The following is a 20,235-nucleotide window of genomic DNA, read 5'->3' on the forward strand; positions in this document are numbered from 1 at the left end:
ATTGATATGGCCCTGAAATTTTCTGACCTGTCGCAACTCTATATGCATTCATTCGATGCCGTCATCGACGTGCGCAGCCCTGCGGAATTTGCCGAAGACCACTTGCCAGAGGCTATCAATCTTCCGGTTCTTGATAACGAAGAACGGGCCGCGGTAGGAACGATCTATGTGCAGCAAAACCCGTTTCTGGCGCGCAAGGTTGGTGCAGCGATGGTCTTCCGTAACGCGGCAGCTCACATCGAAAATAGCCTCAGTCATCACGAAGGTGGATGGAAACCACTTGTTTATTGCTGGCGGGGCGGGCAACGTTCCGGTTCATTTTCATGGATGTTGCAGCAGATTGGATGGCGCGCCGAAGTCATTGAAGGTGGCTATCGAAGCTACCGACGCCTTGTAAATAAGTACTTATACCAAGACCCATTACCCCTTAGGATCGTGGCATTGGACGGAAATACAGGGACCGCCAAAACAGAACTCCTGCAATTGTTACAGACGCTTGGAATACAAGTTCTGGACCTCGAAGGGCTGGCCAACCATCGCGGATCTCTATTGGGTGAAAGACCGGGTGGGCAACCAACCCAAAAGGCCTTTGAATCTGCTCTGGCTAAGAAATTGTGTGAAATGGACAAAAATCGACCTGTCGTGGTCGAGGCAGAATCTTCTAAAATTGGCAATTTGTTGTTGCCCCCAACATTTTGGACCGCATTGTGCAACGCACCGCGTATTTTGGTTTCGGCCCCTATTGAGTTGCGCACTACTTATCTGGTCAAAACCTACGATGATATACTTTCGGACCATGAGCGCCTGCGAGATCGGTTGTCGCCATTGCGCTTCCATCGTGGTCATTCGGTTGTAGACAGTTGGCTTGCAATGATCGAGTCCAATGACAAACACGCTTTGACCCGCGCTTTGATGGAGCAGCATTATGATTTGGCATATGCCAAGTCACGCCGCTGTCAGCGTGCGGAAATAATTGCAAAGATCGAATTGGCCACACTGGATAACAATGGGCTAGCCACGGCTGCAAGCCGGGTTCAAGAAGTTCTTGCTCAACTCTGAAGCCGCAGGCCGGGGGCGCTGTTAAGGTGCCCGATAATCGCGGCCGTAAACCCAGCCCGCAGCAACTGGTCCAACAATGCTTCTGCCTCAACAGCCTTTACCGCAGCTAGCAATCCGCCTGCGGTTTGCGGATCGAACAAGATATCCGCATTACTACCTCCGGGCAGCTCGGGCGTGATCAACCTGTTTTCTGGAAATATTGTCGACCGTATGCCTTGTTCACTGAGTTCAGCGGCACCGGCCATAAACGGCACGGATTCAAGGATTATCGTGGCGCCACAGCTAGCGGCAGCGCATATTCCCTGCAGGTGCCCAGCCAGGCCAAACCCGGTTACATCGGTCATAGCACTTGCTTGGGTCAGAATGGCAGACGCGGCACCCTGTGGTTGCGCCATCAATCCGTAGGCTTCTGCCATCCAGGTACCTTTGGCCTTACCCGCCATTTCAGCAGCCATCAGAACACCACTTCCCAACGGTTTGGTCAGGATCAAAACGTCATTGGGTTGTGCCCCAGATAAGGTAATCGGCTTTTTGTCGCACAGTCCGGTTAGGGTGAATCCGATTGTCATCTCGTCACCCAATGAGCTGTGACCGCCCACAATTTCTGCCCCTGCGTTACGCATAACGTCGGTAGCAGTTTCCATAATCTCGGACATTGTGCGGCGCTGCAGATCAGGCGACATTCGCGGAAGGATAATCGTTGCAGTCGCAGCCTGTGGTGCGGCCCCCATAGCCCATATGTCACCCAGAGCATGGACAGCAGCTATACGCGTCATCAGGACGGGATCAAGAACGAAGCCGCGCAGATGATCCGAGGTCATGACTTGGTGAACCCCTCCTGTCGTCAGTAACGCTGCATCGTCGCCGGGCAGGGGTGTTATGTCCTCTCGTTTAGGCGGTGGCAGGTTCCGAAGTGAGGTCCGCAAAGCATTTCGCCCAACCTTGGCGCCGCAACCGCCGCACATAGGTTTGTCACCCAACGCCTCACGTAGACCGGCAGCGCGTTGCCTTGGAAGGGCCAAAGCCTTCATTTGGGGTAAATCTCGGAACCGGTTCATAAAACTCTGATCGATGTGGTTTTTCCAAACCCACATCAACGGACCACTAAAAGACGTGCCAAACCGTTCGCCCAGCGCTGACTTGCCGCCAAGTGAAATCAACTTGAGGTAGTCTTTTTGCGGTCTATAACGACGCATTCGTCCTGAACCAAGAGCCGCCCGTAAGTTGTTGTATAGAACCGGAGCCTCTCGTACCGCGAAAACGCCAGCCTTGGGGCGAGGGTTATGCGCTAAATGGGCACAATCGCCAGCCGCGAAAATCGCGGTGTTACTCGATTGAAGGTGCGCGTCGACGCGGATGTATCCGCTATCCAGCGCTAGTCCAGTTCGGGCCAACCAATCATAAGGTCGAGCACCTGCGGCTCCAGTGACAAAATCAGCTGGGATGCTTCGGCCATCCACGAACTTAATTCCTTCCTTTGTAACCTCTGCGATCTTCGCGTTTTCGACGACTTCAATCCCAAGCCCTTTCATGTTTTGAAGGATAGTCGCAGTGGTTTTAGGGGCAGTAGAATTCAGCACGCTTGCATGATCTATCAATGTGACGCGCGACTCTCGTCCTTTTGCGCTCAGCGCATGGGCCATGGCCATGGCCAGCTCGACCCCGGCAACGCCACCGCCAATAACGGCGACGGAAGCGGGGCCATCACCTTCCAAATACTGACCCCAATTTGCGGCAAATTGGCCAAGCGGTTTGGCCGGAACAGCGTAATCGGCGAAACCGGGAAATTCCGGCATTTCCGAAGTTATCCCGACATTCACCGAAGCTACATCAAATGCTATCGGCGGGCGGTCTGGAACGTGAACCAGTCGCTCATCGGTGTCTATGCCGTCCACAGCCCCTAACACAATGCGAGCACCGGCAAATCTGGCCAGTTGAATTAGGTCTATATCCAGCTCGACCCTATCGTAATGGCCGGCTACGAACCCAGGCAGCATCCCTGAATAAGGTGCAGTCGGACCAGGATTTATTACTGTTACCCGAACACCGGGCAACGGGTTCATACCCCACTTTCGCAGTAACAAGGCGTGAGTATGGCCTCCGCCAATCAAGACCAAATCACGGGTCAAAGGCAGCGGAGGAGTGTGCATTGGAGTTACTTCGCGCTGTGCTCGGGCACGTCTTCGACCTGTTCAACCGCATGAGTTGCCCACAGTTCATCCTCGCCCGCATCCGGCAGATCGACGGGCTTTTCATGCCTGTGTATATGCCACTTGGCAATAAACAGGGCCGTGATCGGAGCCGTAAGGAACAAAAACAGGGTAATAAGCAATTCGTGTAAAGACAGCTGTCCTTCGATCAAACCTGAGTGAAAAATAGATGCAAGCAATACGCCGCCGACGCCCAGAGTTGTCGCCTTGGTTGGCGCGTGCAGACGGGACATTGGGTCTTTCAGTTTTATCATTCCAAACGACCCGACAAAGCCAAAGATACCTGAAACGATTAAGAAAAATGAGATGAGGATTTCGAACAGGAACTGCATCATAACCTCACTCGATAATGTTGCCGCGCAGCATAAACCGCGCGTAGGCCACTGTAGAAACGAAACCAAGCATTGCGATTATCATGGCAGCCTCGAAAAATATTTCTGTGCCCAACCTGAGTCCATAAAGGATTATCAAGGCGATCGTATTGATTACCATAGTGTCGAGCGCCAGAACGCGGGTGCCAACACCCTCGGCGCTGATGATCCGCCAAAGGCACAAAATGATCGCCGCGCCAAAACAAGAGAAAGCAAAGTAAGTCGCATAGGTGATCATTCGAAAATCTCCTTTAGGCGGCGTTCGTAGCGTTGTTTGATTTGATCACGAACCGCATTCGGGTCGGGGCTATCAAGACAATGAACCAAAAGGTTGTGACCTTGTGCCGACAGGTCGCAACTGACAGTGCCGGGCGTCATTGTAATTGTTCCAGCCAGAACAGTGATTGCCTCGGGCGTTCGCAATTCCAACGGGATAGACACCCAGTTAGGTTGTCGGTCAGCATTGCGTTTGAAAAGTATGATGCGGGCAACTGTGATGTTGGCAATGACAATATCCCAAAGAACGACCAGCATGTACTCTACCACCATCGGCCAGTTACGCAGTTTCGGTCTGTCCGGCCAATAGGGTTGCGTAATGAATGGAATAATAATTCCGAGGATCAAACCAAAAACCAGCGAGTTCAGCGAAGGTTTGTTCGCCAAAAGGATCCAAACCAACGTCAAAAGAAATGTCAGGTGAGGGTGGGGGAATATACGGCGGAGCAGTTTCATCACTGTTCTCCTCCTAATACAGCCGAAATGTAGTTTTCGGGCGTGAACAATTGCTCAGCCGTGTTGCTGGCGTATTGAAGCGCAGGACCCGCAAAAAGGGTCAACAGGACAAGCCCTAAAACTAGTCCAAAAACGGCTGAAAAAGTCAAACCGGGCATAGGTTCGGGTGCAGGCGGATGCGGAATTTCTTCCTGATTTTCTGGGTCGGCCTCAGTGTTGTGTTGGGCGTCATGGCTTTTCCAGAAAATCAATGACCCGGCTCTGGCGAGGCCCACAATGGTCACGAAGGATCCGATCAGGATCACGGCCCATACAGCATGGGTGTTGGAAGCATCGCGCGTGGCATCAAGCACCAGCAACTTGCCAATGAAACCGGACAATGGCGGCATTCCGGCCATAGCGATGGCGCCCACAAAAAACAGCGCCGCAATCAACCCGCCTTGCGGCATTGGTGCCACGGGTCTGATCGCACCGGTCTGGCGTTGCATCACCAAATCGGCGACAAGGAACAACAAGGCGGTCGCCAGTGTCGAGTGGAAGACGTAATAAAGCGCCGCAGCGGTTGCGGCCTCATTAAACAGCGATATGGCGATCAAAAGGGTTCCCATCGACGCGATGGCACAAAAAGCAACCATGCGTGCAATATGCTGTGATCCAAGTATACCGATTGTGCCGACGGCCAGCGTCAACAACGCTGCTGGCACCAACCATTCTCCAGCTAACCCCTCCGAAACAGGGAGCTCTGGCCCAAACACGAGAGTATACACCCGAAGGATAGAATATGCGCCGACTTTGGTCATAATCGCAAAAAGAGCCGCGACTGGTAAGGGCGCGTTTGCATAGCTGGAAGGAAGCCAGAAATGCAGTGGCAGAACAGCGGCCTTGATACAGAACACCAACAGTAACAGGACTGCACCAACCCGCAATAGCGCAGTATCTTCAGGCGGAATTTCAGCTACGCGCACCGCAAGGTCCGCCATGTTCAGGGTTCCCGTCACCGCGTATATCGTGCCCAGAGCAAACAGAAACAGGGTCGAACCCAACAGGTTATAAGCTACATATTGCACTCCCGCCTTTAGTCGGATCGCGCCGCCGCCATGTGTCATCAACCCGTAAGATGCGATCAGAAGCACTTCGAAAAAGACAAATAGGTTGAATGCGTCTCCGGTCAGGAAAGCACCGCATACGCCCATCAGCTGAAACTGGAACAGCGAGTGGAAGTGTTTTCCCCTATCATCCCAACCCGACGCTATTGCATATAAGACGATCGGCAGGGCCAGCAGTGCTGTCAGCAGGACCATCATGGCGGACATACGGTCCAATACTAAGACAATACCAAAAGGTGCGGGCCAATTTCCCAGCTCGTAGACTTGAATTACATCGCCACTTGCCTGGGCCGTGATGGTCAACGCGATTCCCAGCAGTCCCACAACCCCAGCTACGGAAAATATACGTTGGAGATCAAGGTGGTAGCGCAGGACCATAATTATAAATGGGGCCAGGATCGCGGGGAGGACGATCGGCGCAACGATCCAGTGGTTCATGCGTCATCTCCCGGCGCATCCACAACGTCCTGCGCCGTCATGTCGATGTGGTCATCTTTTGATGACAAATAGGCACTTAACGCGATCATCACGATAACGGCCGTCATTCCAAAGGATATCACGATTGCTGTAAGCACAAGCGCCTGGGGCAGTGGATCGGTGTACGGGACATCTTTGTACTTGTTTAGAACCGCTGGCGCATTGAGTGCCAGCCTGCCGGTAGCGAACAGGAATACGTTGACAGCATACGTAATGAGCGACAGACCCAGAATAACCGGAAAAGTCCTGCGACGAAGGATCAGGAAAATACCAGCGGCAGTCATGACGCCAACGGCAGAGGCTACAAGCGCTTCCATCAGGCCTGCTCCTTTTCATTTTCATCTTCCGGCGGATCATCCCGCAGCGGGTTGATATCCATCGGAAATTCTTGGGCCATGCCCGGTTGCCACGCAAATCGGGACAGGCTGTCCAGCGCCAACATAACGGCACCAAGAACTGCCAGGAAAACACCGGTATCGAACAAGATTGCGGTGGCCCATTCGAACTCTTCAAGAGGTGGCCAGTGGATATAACCAAAGTCGCTGGTCAGGAACGGACGTTCATTGAACCATGCCCCCAGACCGGTGGCAGCAGCAATGAGAACACCCCAACCGATAGTTCCGTGATAATAGAACCTTTGGCGCTCTATAGCCCAGGTATAGCCGCTGGCCATGTATTGCATCAGGAATGCGATCGCCACGATCAGGCCGGCGATAAAACCTCCGCCGGGCTGATTGTGGCCGCGGAAAAAGATGTAAGCACCAACCATCAAGGCAATCGGCATCATAACCCTGGTTGCAACAACCATCATCAGCGGGTGCGAGTCCCCGGATTGTGGCCAATGCGGTTTGCGGTTCAAAAGGTAGGCGCGCACGTTGGTGCTAAGAACAGCTTCGGTGAGCGCAAAAATGATGAGGGCAGCGATACCCAGTACGATGATTTCGCCAAATGTATCAAAACCCCGGAAATCTACCAAAATCACGTTGACCACATTGGTACCCCCGCCGCCTTTGTAAGAGTTCGCCAGATGGAATTCCGAAATTGTCGGAAAGGCGAAATCGCGCATCATCAGGGCATAAATCAACCCACCCGCGCCAATTCCGGCCACTACTGAGATTACGGCATCTCGCCAACGGCGCGGCGCCGTACTGTCCCATGGTGTTTCGGTAGGTAGAAAGTTCAGCGACAGCAACAGCAGGATCATCGTGACAACTTCGACCGAGATCTGGGTCAGCGCCAAATCTGGTGCCGAAAGATAGTTAAACGCCATTGACACGATTAGACCGACAACACCGATAAGAACCAGCGATAGCAGCCGGTTGCGGTGGAACCACATAATCGCCAGCGTTGCACCAACAAGGCAAATCCAACCAATAATTGGAATGGTTTGCGCAGGCAGAGGAACACGCGTCTCAACTCCGATCGTTCCACTGGAATATGCGTAAATTCCAAGCCCAACAGTAAAGATCACAAAGATGACCGCGTAGCGGCTTAAAACACCATTGTGCAGTTCGTCTGTGATCCATCGGCTTAGCTTTGTCAGCGCGAGTATGACCGCGTCAAAGATGGTCTTGGCTTCTGGGCGGGGTAGTACGTTCCACAGATGGTCTGCTCGGCGGTAGAGCGACAACAGGAAAAGACCGCCAAGAACCGCGACAATCGACATGTAAAGTGCCGGGGTAAAACCATGCCAAAGCTTCAGCGAGTAATAAGGTAGTTTTTCTCCGCCAATAACCGCACTGGAGACAACTGCAACCAGAGGTCCGACAATGGCGTTGGAGTACAATCCGATGAGAACAACCAGAACTACAAGAAACGCAGGCGCTAGCCATAATCCGACCGGAGGGTCATGAGGGTGATGCGGATAATCGTCCCTTTCTGGTCCCAAGAAAACATGACCGACGAACCGGAATGAGTACGCAGCGGAAAACAAGGCGGCTAAAAGGGCAAGCCCGGGCACAAGGTAGTGAGAGTTCAGCCACGTTGTGTGGACCGTTTCCTCAAGCATCATTTCTTTTGAAAGGAAGCCGTTCAATGGCGGCAAACCCGCCATGGAAAGTGCCGCGATTGTTCCGATTGTAAACGTGATTGGCATCAGGTGGCGTAATCCACCCAAACGTTTAATATCGCGCGTTCCGGTTTCGTGATCGACTATCCCGGCAGTCATAAAAAGTGCAGCCTTGAAGGTCGCGTGGTTTATTATGTGAAACACGGCTGCTACAGCGGCAAATTTGGTGCCGAAACCCAGCAGCATTGTGACCAGCCCCAAATGCGAAACGGTCGAGAACGCCAGCAGCGCCTTCAAGTCATCCTTGAACAGTGCAATGACCGCCCCGATCAGCATCGTTACCAGACCTGTTGTCGCAACGATGTAAAACCAAGCATCGGTCCCAGCCAGTACTGGCCACATCCTTGCCATCAAAAATAGGCCAGCCTTCACCATAGTGGCAGAGTGCAGATAGGCCGAAACGGGGGTTGGCGCGGCCATGGCGTGCGGAAGCCAAAAATGAAACGGAAACTGTGCCGATTTCGTAAAACAACCTAAAAGGATAAGGATCAGTGCCGGAAGGTAATAGGGCGAGGACTGAACGAGTTCTTTGTTCTGCAAAATAACGCTGAGGTCGTAAGAGCCCACAATGTTACCTAGTATCAACATACCAGCAATCATCGCGAGACCACCTGAACCTGTGACGGCCAATGCCATCCGAGCACCCTGTCGACCCTCGGGCAGGTGCTTCCAATATCCGATCAGCAAGAATGAACTTAGCGATGTAAGCTCCCAGAAAATAAGCAGAAGAAGGATGTTGTCGGAAAGAACGATCCCGACCATAGCACCCTGGAAAAGCAGCAGATAAGTGTAGAACTGCCCCATCGGGTCTTCGCGCGACAGGTAAAACCGCGCATACAAAATAATCAGCAGCCCGATCCCAAGTATCAACAAAGCAAACAGGAAACCTAAACCGTCCAGCATGAAGTTTGCGTTGAGACCCAGCCCCGGTATCCAGTCGAACCGGGCGGTGACAATTTCACCCCGCATAACGCTTGGAATGTGGATCAAAAGTCCCATTAAGGCCAAAAAAGTCGTCAAGCCTGCTGCGGAGGCTGCCGCGTTGCGTCCCGCGCGGATCAGCAAAGCGGGAAAGACAGCTCCAAGAAATGGAAGGGCCGCGATAAGGAATAGGGACAATTGCGATACTCCGGTCTGAGCGGTCAGTTTGGTCCAAATTAGTACGGATAATTTTATGACTGTCCAGATATTGCAAATTTTTCATTGCGTTCTAAGGCAAGGCTTCAGTGCAGCGTACAAGGAAATTTTTCTGACGGGAACTTGATGCGTTTGACGCAAATCTCTGACGGCAAATGGAAACGCGATATGGTAGAGTTCGTTTTGTCGAGACAGGAGGTTATTGCGTGAAGCAATTGACAAAACGGACGCGAAGATGGGTTATTCTGGGAACCGGTGCGGCAATTGCCGGTGGCATTGCAATTCGCGAATACCGTTTTACCCCGCAAGATTATCCGGGAGAACAACTCGCGGTCGCGGACGCCCACGAACGGGCCGTATCCGGTGACATTTTGTTGTTAGACATTCGGACACCAAAGGAGTGGCGGTCGACCGGAATCGGCGAGGGCGCGTATCCGCTAGATATGCGGCGCGAAGATTTTTCCCAAGTACTGACCGATCTTTTGGAGGGTGATCAAAACAAACCTGTAGCACTAATTTGTGCACGCGGGGTTCGCTCTGCACGACTCAGCAACAAACTGACCGAAGCTGGATTCGTCAGGATTATCGACGTGCCCGAGGGCATGTTGGGGTCTGCTGCCGGGCCAGGATGGGTCCGCGCTGGATTGCCGGTCAAAAATTACGAGGAAAATGTTTGATGGCAGTAAAACCATTTTTGGTGGCTTGTATTGCTTTGTCGGCACATTCTGCGAATGCCGCGTGCGACGCAGAAAAAGGGATGTGTGAGACCGCAAATGGCGGGTATCAGATCGAACTGCCAGACGCGGAAAGTCCGCCGTTATTAGTTTTTTTGCACGGATATGGAGGAACAGGCACTGGAACGATGAAAAATCGGGGCATGGTCGAACCCCTCTTAGAAAGGGGCTATGCGGTGATGGCTCCGGAAGGTGCAATGCGCAATGGACGGCAAAGCTGGAATTTTTTTCCCGGTTGGGAAGGGCGCGACGAAACAGCATTTTTAACCGAAGTGGTTCAGGATGCCGCTGACCGTTTCGGAATAGACACCACTCGGGTCTTGTTGGGCGGATTTTCTGCGGGTGGGTTCATGGTCAATTACCTGGCTTGCCATGCACCCGGAACGTTTTCGGCCTATGTTCCCGTCTCAGGCGGGTTTTGGCGTCCGCATCCCGAAGAGTGCAATGGTCCTGTGCGATTGTTTCACACCCATGGTTGGACCGACAACGTAGTTCCATTAGAGGGGCGCATATTGGGCGGAGGCCGCTTCCATCAGGGTGATATTTTTGTGGGCCTGGAAATCTGGCGCGAGGCCAACGAATGCGCGGATACAAAGCCAAGCGGGTTTGGAACAACTGACCAGTTCATGCTCCGAAAATGGAATGGTTGCGCCGATGGTGCCGCGTTAGAGTTTGCTCTTTTCCCCGGCGGTCATAATGTACCTCAGGGATGGGCCGACATGGTGTTAGATTGGTACGAAGGTTTACCCGGAAGCTGATTATTCAGCCGGGTTTAACGTTTGTTTTCCTTCGAGTAGGCGCCTGAGTTCGTTTCTGTGCTGACGGGCAGATCGCGTAATAGCGGGCTCTTTGAAATCTTCGCGTGTTCCTACCATGTGGCGGGCGGCGCCCACGGAAACACCGCTGAACGCAGATAGCGGAATGGCCATCGCCAAGCTTATCGCAATTGGCGCCAACCAAACCGACACAAGGCCGGCCACGATTCCTGCGGCTAAGAACAAACCGCTGATTGTCTCCAATGCATGGCAGAACGCGAGAGTCCGCAGGCTGTAAGAACCGCCGTCGCGGACCTGCGGTGACCAACCACGCTGAATGCCCAAAACTGTCCGAAAAACAGCGATCATTTGCTGCACCATAAGGATCGGGGCGTAAAGGATTGACAGTACGACTTCGGAAGCGAAAGAAACGGCAAATCGTACCCCACTGCCGAATTCGGTGTATCGCACCCCGCTTAATGGCAAAGCGAGGACACCGAGGATTTTGGGCGCAAGAAGCATGCCGTACATCACGAGAATGATCAGAACGTGGCGTGTTTCAGACATCTCGGGCCATTGGGGAAATAACGGGTTGTCAGGACTGAAGTAATGAAGAACTGACGCGTCCTTGCCTTGACCGATAACGGCCCACATGACCAACAGAGCGAACCAGAGCGGGGACATCAGGTAGCCAACGGCTCCGTGGAACATATGGAAGCGTGACACCGCGCGAAACCCGGTCGAGCCCAGCAGCTTTAGGTGCTGCAGATTGCCCTGGCACCAACGACGATCACGCATTGCATGGTCGATAAGGGTAGGGGGCGTTTCTTCATATGAGCCGCGAATACGCGGTAGAAACCGAACGCCCCAACCTGCACGCCGCAGCAATCCAGCCTCGACAAAATCGTGGCTCATAATCAGCTTTTCCTGGCCATTGATCGATCTTATCTTTGGCAGGCCGGCGCAATTCGCGAACGCCTTTGTTCGTATGATCGCATTGTGGCCCCAATAATTGCCTTCTTGTCCGCACCAACGGGCCAAACCTTCAGCAAATGCTATGCCGTAAACCCCGTTGGCAAATTGCTGCATGCGAGCAAAGACTGATTGCGCTCCGATCAGCTGTGGATAGCTCTGGATCAGACCAGCGCCGGTGTCTCGAGCCAATGAGTCAGTCAAGCGCATAATGGCGCGACCAGTCATCAGGCTGTCCGCATCCAAAACCAGCATTGCATCCCAATCTGCACCCCAACGGTTTACCCAGTCGCCAATGTTGCCAACCTTGCGGTCGGTGTTTTGTTCGCGCCGACGGTAATAAAGTTCTAGCCCAGGCGCCAATCTCGTGCGCAGTGCTTCGATACTAGCCTGTTCCTGTGCCGCGATTTCGGGGTCTCGGGTGTCCGACAGAATAAACATCGCAAAGTGATGCTGCCCGCTGCGTTCGCGCAACTCTTCCAACATGGTTCGGGCATTGCCCAGAACAAACCAAGGAACCTCATTATAAATCGGCATTAAAAGAGCTACGCGCAGCGGTTCAGGGCGGCCTTCGCGTTTAGATATTTCCAGTCGCGACAAGGAAATCATGCCGAGCAAAACCGTGCATACGGTGAAGGAAATCCAAAAGAAGTTGAACGATATCAATGCAAGCAAGATGCCTTCGATCAGGTTTATCCCTTCGGCAGCGAACCAATCGGACATTACCCACAAAAGGGCCAGGGTCGCCGCCATTGCTGGCGAAAAGGCGAGAGCCCGCCAAAACCCTATCAATTGATTATTTGGTGCGTAAGGAACGTGAGAATCCCGAAAATCAGCGCCGAAATTCTGCGCTGGCATCGCCAGAGGTGCTTCTGGCGGCATTATCTGCAAATCGCGATTCATGCAGTCCATCTGTACAGCCAGACTTCGGATGCAGGCTGTTTGCCGACCAGTAGCTGCGCACGTAATTCTACGTGGTCCCGATCGCCAGGTTCGAACGAGAATGCAAGCCGAACACCGCCTGTGTCTGGGTTGCGTTGCAGTACCCCATCAGAGGTTTTGGCATGGGGTGAGTTGGCAAAGATCGAGACCGCACTGAGGTCTTCAAACAGGTCGCTGGCCTCAAAATCGATTACGGCAAGACGCCCGTCGCCAAAAGTGTTTTCACCCATCGCCGTGTTGATGACTCGGGGCATTGCGGTGCGCTGAGGTTCTTCCCCCCAGACCAGCATGTAGGAAAGATCGACCTGTGATCCGGCTGCATAGGGCTGGGCAGGGCGCCAATAGGCTACGATGTTGTCATAAATCTCTTGATCCGCAGGGATTTCAACCAATGTTACGGAACCCTTGCCCCAATCACCTTTGGGTTCCACCCACAAGCTGGGTCGCTTGTGATACAGCGCCTCTAGGTCGGCATAGTCCGAAAATTTCCTTTTTCTTTGCAATAGACCGAACCCCAGCGGGTTTTGATCTACGAATGAAGAAATCTGCAGGCGCGCCGGATTGGCCAAAGGCCTCCAAATCACTTCCCCAGCACCATTCCGGATAAGCAGGCCGTCACTGTCGTGTACTGCGGGGCGAAAATCGTCGAACAGGCTGTGATTGGTCTGATCGAACAGGAACATAGATGTGCCTGGGGCGATTCCAACATGGGGCAGTTCCTTGCGTGGGAAAAGTGTCGCCTCGACATCCATAACACAATCAGAACCAGCGGAGACTTTGAAACGATATGCTCCGGTTACGCTTGGACTATCCAATAGTGCGTGGACAACCATCTCTCGCTGCCCGGGTTCGGGACGCTCCAGCCAGAAACGAATGAATTCAGGAAATTCCTCGCCGTCTGGATCTCCTGTTTTCAGGGCTAAACCCCGAGCCGACAGGCCATAGACTTCGTTCAAGCCAATGGCTCGGAAATAGCTAGCGCCCTGAAATACACAGAATTCATCGGTCTTGCCGGGGCGGTGCATTTCCGTGCGCAGGCGTAGGCCGGAAAATCCCAGGGTGTCATCGATAGGCAATTGCGGCACATCTTTGGACTTGTCGAACATGTCCAAATCGAATGCAACCGGGGAAGCCATGCCGCGTTCTACAGTCAAGACCTTTACGGTGCGTGGAAAGTAGAGGCCCGGTGTGAAGAAATCGACGTTAAACGGGGTCTCTGTCTCGTACCAAAGCGCGCGATCAAGGCGAAACCGGATTGAACGGTATTGTTGATAAGTCAGATCCTGCCACTCTTGCGGGACCATCTCGCGTTCGGCATAAGGGCGACTAGCCAGATCACGAGCCAATGCAATGACATCTCTTCGGTCAAAGGGCACTTCGCCTCCTGTGGCGAACGCTGACGGAGCCATGGCCAGAGCAGTACTAGAAGCCAGAAATGCGCGACGTGTGAAATTCATTTTTTCGATTTCCATGGGTGTGATTTGAACCACGCGGCCAGATAGGCCACGCCGATGATCATGGCAAAGCCAATCAAGTTGGCGGCGAATACGCTGGCAACATCCCGCCCAGTCTGATCCAAGCCGACGCCTATAAGTCGAGCTGCAGCCATGGAAAACACAAAGACGGCGAGAGATTGCTGCCCGACCTTGGAGATCACGGCCATAAGCCATTGCCAGATGCGCGCACCTGCACTGTGCCCAGTGGCGATCAGGCGGTGCCCATGTTCACCTGCAGCAACCCAACCCAGATAGGCCAATGAAAGGAAATGGATATAGCGGAACAAGCCAAAGTCTGTCTTGTTGCGTAATTCTTTAGTTTGCGGCCAAACATCGCGAATGCTATCCGCCACACCAGGGGCGATGCCGTCGATCCACATAAAGACTTTCCAGGAACCGAATGGCATCGACAAGATCAGAAATGCCACCGATGCCCAAATCAGCGTCTTCGAGACCGGAGGTGCGGGTATCCAACCCCGCATGAAGGCAAAACCGGTGAAAAACAGCAACTGCCAGCCGAACGGGTTGAAAAACCATTGGCGATCCGACCAAGGCTCAGCGGGTAAAGCAAGAACACCAAATTGCGCCACCAACCATACTGTGGCGGAAGTTAAGGCTACGGCCCAAAAACCAATTCGATAAAGCCCCATGAACAAAGGCATCATGGCAAGGACGACCAGGTACATTGGCAAAATGTCAAAATAGTTCGGGACATATGTCAGAGTGAACAATCCAACCATCTGGGGCATCGGGTCATTAAAAAAATGCTGCAGGTTTAGCGATGACACATAAGACTTTTCAAACAGTCCGGATTGATCCAGTGCAGCCATAGACATGGCAACAAAGAAAAACAGACAGATGTGAGCCCAGTAAACCTGCCAGATGCGAAACGCGACGCGCGCGGTGCCTAGCAACCACCCTTTGCGCATGAACGCACCGCCAAATGCAATAGCCGAGGCCATGCCCGAACAGAAAACAAATATTTCAGTCGCATCGGAGTAACCAAATCGTGCAGGAATCCATCTGGCCCAAGGGTCGTTAGGAATATGTGCGATCAGGATAATGAACATCGCGATTCCACGATAAAAATCCAGCCTTGGATCGCGCGTTCTAGCAGGGGTCGCGGCCGAAACCGAAACCTGCGCGAAATCAGAAGCGGGCGAAACGGTCGCCATACGTTTTCTGTCCTTCTTAGTCTACTTTGTCATTCTGCCGGGACGCTTTGGACGTCGCCGTTATTGCGGGCGGCTTCAATCAATTCGCGACGTGCAAGTGCATAATTGTCCTCGCCGCCTGCTCGTTTCATACGTCGGTCATCTAAAATTCGTTCTGCGTCGTCCAGACGTCCTGCACGCAGGCCGGAATCGATTGTAATCCGTTCAAAGATGTCACGTTGCGCGTGGCTCCCACCAGCCCGTTGCATTGATCCGCGTACGGCGCTCAGGTATTCGAAGGCCGCTCCGTACCGCCCGTCGCCAAATGCTTCAAGCCCCTTGGCGGCAGCTACGCCCGGATCAGCCATTCGGCCGGTAACGTCATCTTCTGCCGTGCTTGCGTCTTTGTGGATGCGGTGCAAAATTTTGGCTGTCGCGTCCTGTCGGTTGTCGCCGGTCAGAGCTAACAGGTAATGCAAGTCCGCAAATATCAGGCAGCCATCTTCTGTTCTTGTGGCACTCAGGTCGGCCAACTCCTCCCAGCGGTTTCCGACGTTCACACCCTCAAGCTCTAGGCGCGAAAGCAGTGAAGTGGCGTTCGAGATGTCGCGATAGTCATCTGTCTTGTCCTGGCGAATCTGTTGATCATAAAGATCAATCACCTCATCGACCTGTCCCAAGTCTAAGTGCATCAAGGCTTTGTGCCACCAGACGTGATAGCGAAAGTTGTTGCAGTGGGCCCATGCATCTTCACGTCCAGCCAGCCAATTTAGTCCCAAAGCCGCGTTGCCGGTCATGTCATGGACATGCGCCACCGCATGCAATCCCCAGGCGTCGTCCGACACCATCCATAAGGCTTGGCGACCAGCAATTTCGGCTTTTTCGTAAGCCCCTGTTTCTTCCAGAGCAAAGGCATGGCAGCCCAGCAGATAACCGCGCCCTGCATGATCGGGCGCATAAGCGGGCATAACCCGTTCAATCGACCGTCTCATTCCGTTCGAGTCGCCCAAAACGAAGCGGATCGCGTGGCTGAGCTTCATCGCCAGCGTATCTTCGCGGTGGTTGCGCAGGATTGCTTCGAACTTTTGGACGGCTTGCACATGTTGCCCGTCTAAACACAGTTTCAAGGCTTCCATGTAAAGTTGTTCGCGCTCAGTAACAGGTTGACGTTCCGCTGCGCATTGGGCCGCCGACAACGCTTCGACCGCAACGGGCAGCATTTCGCGGCGGCCAAGCAGAACCATGAATAATCCTTTAACCGCGTGACCCAGTGCAAAATCCGGCTCAAGCTCGAGAACCTTACCCAAATGCTGAGGTGTGACCGCAGCATGGGCCATGAACCCAAGAAGAACGCCATTCCACGCGTCGACACTCGCCGGCTGCGTCAAGGTGTTCATCTGTCCGAAAACGTCTTGCTTCATGCTTGGGTCCAATCCGATTGAGGTATCTGACACATTTCGATTTATCAGAGTGTGCAGCGGCGTCGTAACAGTATCGACCCTGCTCTCGAATTGGTGAAAGTTCGTGTATGGAAAAAGCGAATAAAACCGCCGATTCAACGACATGTTTCAGCAACTTGCTGCCGAATTAGGCAGAGTGTTTCAATCCTCAAAGGGGTTTTGAGCACTCAAAACAGCATCTGTATCGGCCCCGCAAACGGGTGGGGCGCTGCGATAGGTGACAGGTGTCCGCGAAAAGTTAAGCGGATTTCCAATCAGGTTCACGGAACCTGGTTCGGCCTGCATCTTGATCTGCATTTGCCGTGCGGAGACCTGTTCTGTCGCAAAGACTTGATCAATAGATTGAACCGGTCCTACTGGCACCTTCAGTGCTTCCAGACCACAAATAACAGCGTCTGTATCTCGGCCTCGGACAGCAGGGCGCAGCACTGCGTTCAATTCCTCGCGGTGTTCCAGTCTGGACGGGTTGGTTGCGAACCGCGGGTCCACCGCAAGGTCTGGCCTTTCCAAAAACTGGCAAAACCTTTGAAACTGGCTGTCATTCCCTACCGCCAAAATAACATGACCGTCTGCGGTTTCGTAAACGTCGTAGGGCACAATGTTTGGGTGCCCGTTGCCGCGCCGTTGTGGTACATCGCCGGAGGTCAGATAATTTACCCCTTCATTGATCAACCAAGCAACTTGCGTGTCAACCAGAGCCAAATCTATTTGTTGGCCCTCGCCGGTAAGATCGCGGTGGCGCAAAGCGGCGAGAATTCCGACGCATGCGTACATGCCGCACATTACGTCGGCAATCCCGACACCTACCTTCATCGGCGCACCGCTAGGGTCCCCGGTCAACGACATGACACCGCCATAACCTTGTGCCATCAGATCGTAGCCGGGTTTTGAAGCGTTTGGACCAGTCTGCCCATATCCAGAGATTGAGCAATAGACGAGGCCGGGAAACTCTTGCGAAATAGTCTTGTAGTCTAAACCATATTTGGCCAAACCGCCCGGTTTGAAGTTTTCAATCAAAATGTCCGCGTGTGAAGCCAAGCGCCGAATTTGCGCCTGCCCCTCTGGTGTAGCAATATCCAATGCCACCGACTTTTTATTGCGGTTCGATGACATAAAGTAAGCGCTCAGGTCCGAGCGGTTGCCCTCGGCATCTTCGACATAAGGCGGCCCCCACTGACGTGTATCATCGCCCCTAGTCGCAGGGTTTTCAATTTTTATGACGCTGGCACCCAAATCACCCAGCAATTGTGTGCAAGTAGGTCCAGCCAATATGCGAGACAGGTCCAGAACCTTAACACCTTTCAATGGGCCTTCAGATGCGGCCATCGTAACCTCCGCGGTCGATTTCAGCTGCAATCACGCTGAATTTGTCGGCTTTTATCGCTTCATCTAAGGCGGCGCGAAGTTCCGTGCGATTGCGGACGGTGTGTCCGTAGCCGCCAAATGCCCGGCCAATGGCAGCAAAGTCATGACGGTCGAAGTCCACTCCGCGATTACCCATTTGCCGTTGACGTTGCTTCAACTCGATCAAGGCTAGGCTGGCGTCAACAAAGACCAGGAATATTGGGTTCCCGCCATGTTCGGCTGCGGTCGATAACTCTCCTGCAATCATCAGGAAACCGGCGTCACCGGAAAAGCTGATCACAGGGCGATCGGGTTCCGCTAGTTTCAGACCAATCGCCATCGGTAGAGCGCATCCCATTGTGCACAGCGCGGTGGACTGAATTAGACCGCGCTCTTCGGCACATTGCCACATCTGGCTTAGTAATATTCGATGCGCACCGCTGTCGGCAGCGGCAAGTGTTTCTGGGGGTAACGCGGCGCGGGTTTCGGCGATCACTGCACCCGGCCCCCATTCATCATCGATTGGAAAGTCCTTTGAAAGAGCAAGTTTAGCGGCATCAGGCTCACCATTTGGCCAAGTTTCACGGGCCGAGGTTCCCTTGGCTATGGCCTCCAGGGTCAATCCGGTATCTGCGACCAGGTTTAAACCAGCTTGATGCATGTAGTGGTCATTGGCTACGGCCGATATATCGATGACCCGTTTTTCCTCTGGGTCCCAAATCTCGCGCCAGCCGGGACGCATTTCGATAGGGTCATAGCCGATACACAGGACAAGATCAGCCTGTTCCACCAGGGGCACCAGATGTTTGTCGGCCAATGGCGACAAGCCCGCGCCGCCAAGGCACAGGGGGTGATCCTCGGGCACAATTCCTTTGGCTTTATACGTCGTTACGAACGGGATGCCGAAATGTTCCAAAAACGCCTGCACGACACAGCGAGAGCCGTCATACATTACGTCCAGCCCAATTATGGCGATCGGTCGTTTTGCTTCTGACACCCACCGACGGGCCTTTTCAAGGCACTCGCCTTTCGGTGAGACTGCAGCCGCTTTAGCCAAACGGCGGCGTTTAACATTTTTCACGCGGGTATCGGCAACTGAGATCGGCACATCAATATGGACAGGACCGGGACGAGGTTGATTGGCCAGGGAAACGGCCTTGTCCGTGATTACGTCGGCGCCACGGGCTGTCAAAAGAAACGTACCCTTGGTGATGGATTGGAATACCTGGCCGTGGTCCATCACTTGATGTGTGTAGGTCAGCGCTTCGTCAGCGTCGACACAACCTGTCAACACGATCATAGGCACCCTGTCCTGCATGGCGTTGGCAACGACATTGACCCCATTCATGGCTCCGGGACCTAAAGTTGCTACCAGAATGGCGGGTGCGCCATCTCGATGGTGTACTGCTTCTGCCATAAAGCCGGCTGCATTTTCGTGTTTGGCAAGATGAAAAGCGATACCAGCCTTTTCTAACGCATCCACAAGCGTCAGAACTTCTCCGCCGGGCATACCGAATGCGTGACGACATCCAGCTTCGTAAAGTCTTTGTGCCAAAAGATCCGCAGCGCGGGGCTGAAGGTCCTGCATTGGTCGTGCTCCGATCTATTCACTTCCGAGCAGATTGCGGAGCCCGGCACCGGAAGCAAGTGCATTCACGTCAGTGTGACTATTTGACTGCGATTTCCGCCACCGAAAGAAACTTTGCATCCAGTTCGGCAGCGATTTCCCCTAATGCTGCACCGCCTTCATCTGCGTAAGGTGAAAAAACAAAACTGGGAGTTTTGTATGACAGCGTCGCAGTACCATCGCCGTTTTCGGTGACATAAAACCTGATCGGGGCTTCGATCATAGCAGCGGTCGAAGTGGCGAGAATACGCACTGCATAATCGTTGTTAAATGCGCCTATCACCCGATTGCCCGGTATAGTAATGCCTCGCGCTGCTGCGGCCTTGGTCGGGCCTGCTTGGGTTACTACAATCAATCCTGTTTCTTTAATTGCAGCGACAGTGTCTTTGACCAGAGTGTCGTAGGTTTTGCTGGATGTGTGCGAATACCAACCTTGACGCGGCTGGATATCGCCCGCCCATGCCTTTGCTGCTAAAACAATTAACGTAGCCCACAGAAGTCGCTTCATCGCATGATACCCAACTGGATTTGCACAACGCTTTGATGCCAGATTTTGAACTTGCGTGCAGTCACGTTCTTGTGTGGCAAACG

17 protein-coding genes are annotated in these 20,235 nt (G+C 53.3%); 3 read left to right on the forward strand and 14 right to left on the reverse strand.

Annotation, left to right across the window (positions count from 1 at the left end; genetic code table 11):
* The first annotated feature begins 6 nt into the window (after positions 1 to 6).
* Positions 7 to 1,059, forward strand: coding sequence for a tRNA 2-selenouridine(34) synthase MnmH (gene mnmH / locus AC2FNE_RS09000; RefSeq protein WP_496805208.1), 1,053 nt, complete (start codon positions 7 to 9; stop codon positions 1,057 to 1,059).
* Here the strand turns inward: mnmH and selD are convergent.
* Genes selD through AC2FNE_RS09035 form a run of 7 tightly spaced genes read right to left on the reverse strand, consistent with a single transcriptional unit; the run spans position 1,050 to position 9,142 of the window.
* Positions 1,050 to 3,209 carry a selenide, water dikinase SelD gene (selD, locus tag AC2FNE_RS09005; protein WP_496805209.1) on the reverse strand — a complete coding sequence of 720 codons (2,160 nt, stop codon included), beginning with the start codon at positions 3,207 to 3,209 and terminating at the stop codon, positions 1,050 to 1,052. The two genes, mnmH and selD, sit on opposite strands and share 10 nt — an antisense overlap.
* Before the next feature lie 5 nt (positions 3,210 to 3,214).
* A complete protein-coding gene (locus AC2FNE_RS09010; RefSeq protein ID WP_170605059.1) occupies positions 3,215 to 3,601 on the reverse strand; it encodes a Na+/H+ antiporter subunit G in 387 nt (128 codons plus the stop codon).
* A 7-nt stretch (positions 3,602 to 3,608) separates the two neighbouring features.
* Positions 3,609 to 3,878: a K+/H+ antiporter subunit F gene (locus AC2FNE_RS09015; RefSeq protein WP_170473003.1), complete on the reverse strand. Its 270-nt coding sequence runs from the start codon at positions 3,876 to 3,878 to the stop codon at positions 3,609 to 3,611.
* Positions 3,875 to 4,372: a Na+/H+ antiporter subunit E gene (locus AC2FNE_RS09020; RefSeq protein ID WP_170473002.1), complete on the reverse strand. Its 498-nt coding sequence runs from the start codon at positions 4,370 to 4,372 to the stop codon at positions 3,875 to 3,877. Before AC2FNE_RS09020 ends, AC2FNE_RS09015 begins: the two co-directional genes overlap by 4 nt.
* Entirely contained in the window at positions 4,372 to 5,916 is a 1,545-nt protein-coding gene (locus AC2FNE_RS09025; protein ID WP_170605061.1) for a monovalent cation/H+ antiporter subunit D, read from the reverse strand. Before AC2FNE_RS09025 ends, AC2FNE_RS09020 begins: the two co-directional genes overlap by 1 nt.
* Complete coding sequence (locus AC2FNE_RS09030; RefSeq protein ID WP_170472998.1) at positions 5,913 to 6,272, reverse strand: Na+/H+ antiporter subunit C; 360 nt, start codon at positions 6,270 to 6,272, stop codon at positions 5,913 to 5,915. Before AC2FNE_RS09030 ends, AC2FNE_RS09025 begins: the two co-directional genes overlap by 4 nt.
* Positions 6,272 to 9,142 carry a monovalent cation/H+ antiporter subunit A gene (locus AC2FNE_RS09035; RefSeq protein WP_496773436.1) on the reverse strand — a complete coding sequence of 957 codons (2,871 nt, stop codon included), beginning with the start codon at positions 9,140 to 9,142 and terminating at the stop codon, positions 6,272 to 6,274. The genes AC2FNE_RS09030 and AC2FNE_RS09035 overlap by 1 nt, the downstream gene beginning before the upstream one ends.
* A 224-nt stretch (positions 9,143 to 9,366) precedes the next feature.
* Here AC2FNE_RS09035 and AC2FNE_RS09040 point away from each other — a divergent pair, with 224 nt between their 5' ends.
* Together AC2FNE_RS09040 and AC2FNE_RS09045 are read left to right on the forward strand one after the other, a co-directional pair.
* Entirely contained in the window at positions 9,367 to 9,837 is a 471-nt protein-coding gene (locus tag AC2FNE_RS09040) for a rhodanese-like domain-containing protein (protein ID WP_367648121.1), read from the forward strand.
* Complete coding sequence (locus AC2FNE_RS09045; RefSeq protein WP_170605067.1) at positions 9,837 to 10,652, forward strand: CE1 family esterase; 816 nt, start codon at positions 9,837 to 9,839, stop codon at positions 10,650 to 10,652. Before AC2FNE_RS09040 ends, AC2FNE_RS09045 begins: the two co-directional genes overlap by 1 nt.
* On the opposite strand, the gene mdoH is transcribed toward AC2FNE_RS09045, so the two are convergent.
* The 7 genes from mdoH to AC2FNE_RS09080 all read right to left on the reverse strand — a co-directional run bounded on the left by mdoH (position 10,653) and on the right by AC2FNE_RS09080 (position 20,152).
* Positions 10,653 to 12,524, reverse strand: coding sequence for a glucans biosynthesis glucosyltransferase MdoH (gene mdoH / locus AC2FNE_RS09050; RefSeq protein ID WP_496805210.1), 1,872 nt, complete (start codon positions 12,522 to 12,524; stop codon positions 10,653 to 10,655). It abuts the gene before it with no gap.
* Positions 12,521 to 14,020 (reverse strand): OpgD/OpgG family glucan biosynthesis protein, encoded by a 1,500-nt coding sequence (locus AC2FNE_RS09055; RefSeq protein WP_496805211.1) that lies wholly within the window; start codon positions 14,018 to 14,020, stop codon positions 12,521 to 12,523. Before AC2FNE_RS09055 ends, mdoH begins: the two co-directional genes overlap by 4 nt.
* Positions 14,017 to 15,234, reverse strand: a complete 1,218-nt coding sequence (locus tag AC2FNE_RS09060) for an OpgC family protein (RefSeq protein ID WP_170605073.1) — start codon at positions 15,232 to 15,234, stop codon at positions 14,017 to 14,019. The genes AC2FNE_RS09055 and AC2FNE_RS09060 overlap by 4 nt, the downstream gene beginning before the upstream one ends.
* A 29-nt stretch (positions 15,235 to 15,263) precedes the next feature.
* The gene (locus AC2FNE_RS09065) at positions 15,264 to 16,634 is read right to left on the reverse strand and encodes a tetratricopeptide repeat protein (RefSeq protein WP_496805212.1); all 1,371 of its coding nucleotides are present in this window, start codon (positions 16,632 to 16,634) and stop codon (positions 15,264 to 15,266) included.
* Positions 16,635 to 16,814: 180 nt separating this feature from the next.
* Positions 16,815 to 17,999 carry a CaiB/BaiF CoA transferase family protein gene (locus AC2FNE_RS09070; RefSeq protein ID WP_170605077.1) on the reverse strand — a complete coding sequence of 395 codons (1,185 nt, stop codon included), beginning with the start codon at positions 17,997 to 17,999 and terminating at the stop codon, positions 16,815 to 16,817.
* Positions 17,986 to 19,605, reverse strand: coding sequence for a thiamine pyrophosphate-binding protein (locus AC2FNE_RS09075; protein ID WP_170605078.1), 1,620 nt, complete (start codon positions 19,603 to 19,605; stop codon positions 17,986 to 17,988). The genes AC2FNE_RS09070 and AC2FNE_RS09075 overlap by 14 nt, the downstream gene beginning before the upstream one ends.
* 79 nt (positions 19,606 to 19,684) lie before the next feature.
* A complete protein-coding gene (locus tag AC2FNE_RS09080; protein WP_170472974.1) occupies positions 19,685 to 20,152 on the reverse strand; it encodes a DUF302 domain-containing protein in 468 nt (155 codons plus the stop codon).
* Between the last annotated feature and the right edge of the window lie 83 nt (positions 20,153 to 20,235).

The organism is Ruegeria sp. YKSD179, assembly GCF_059612885.1.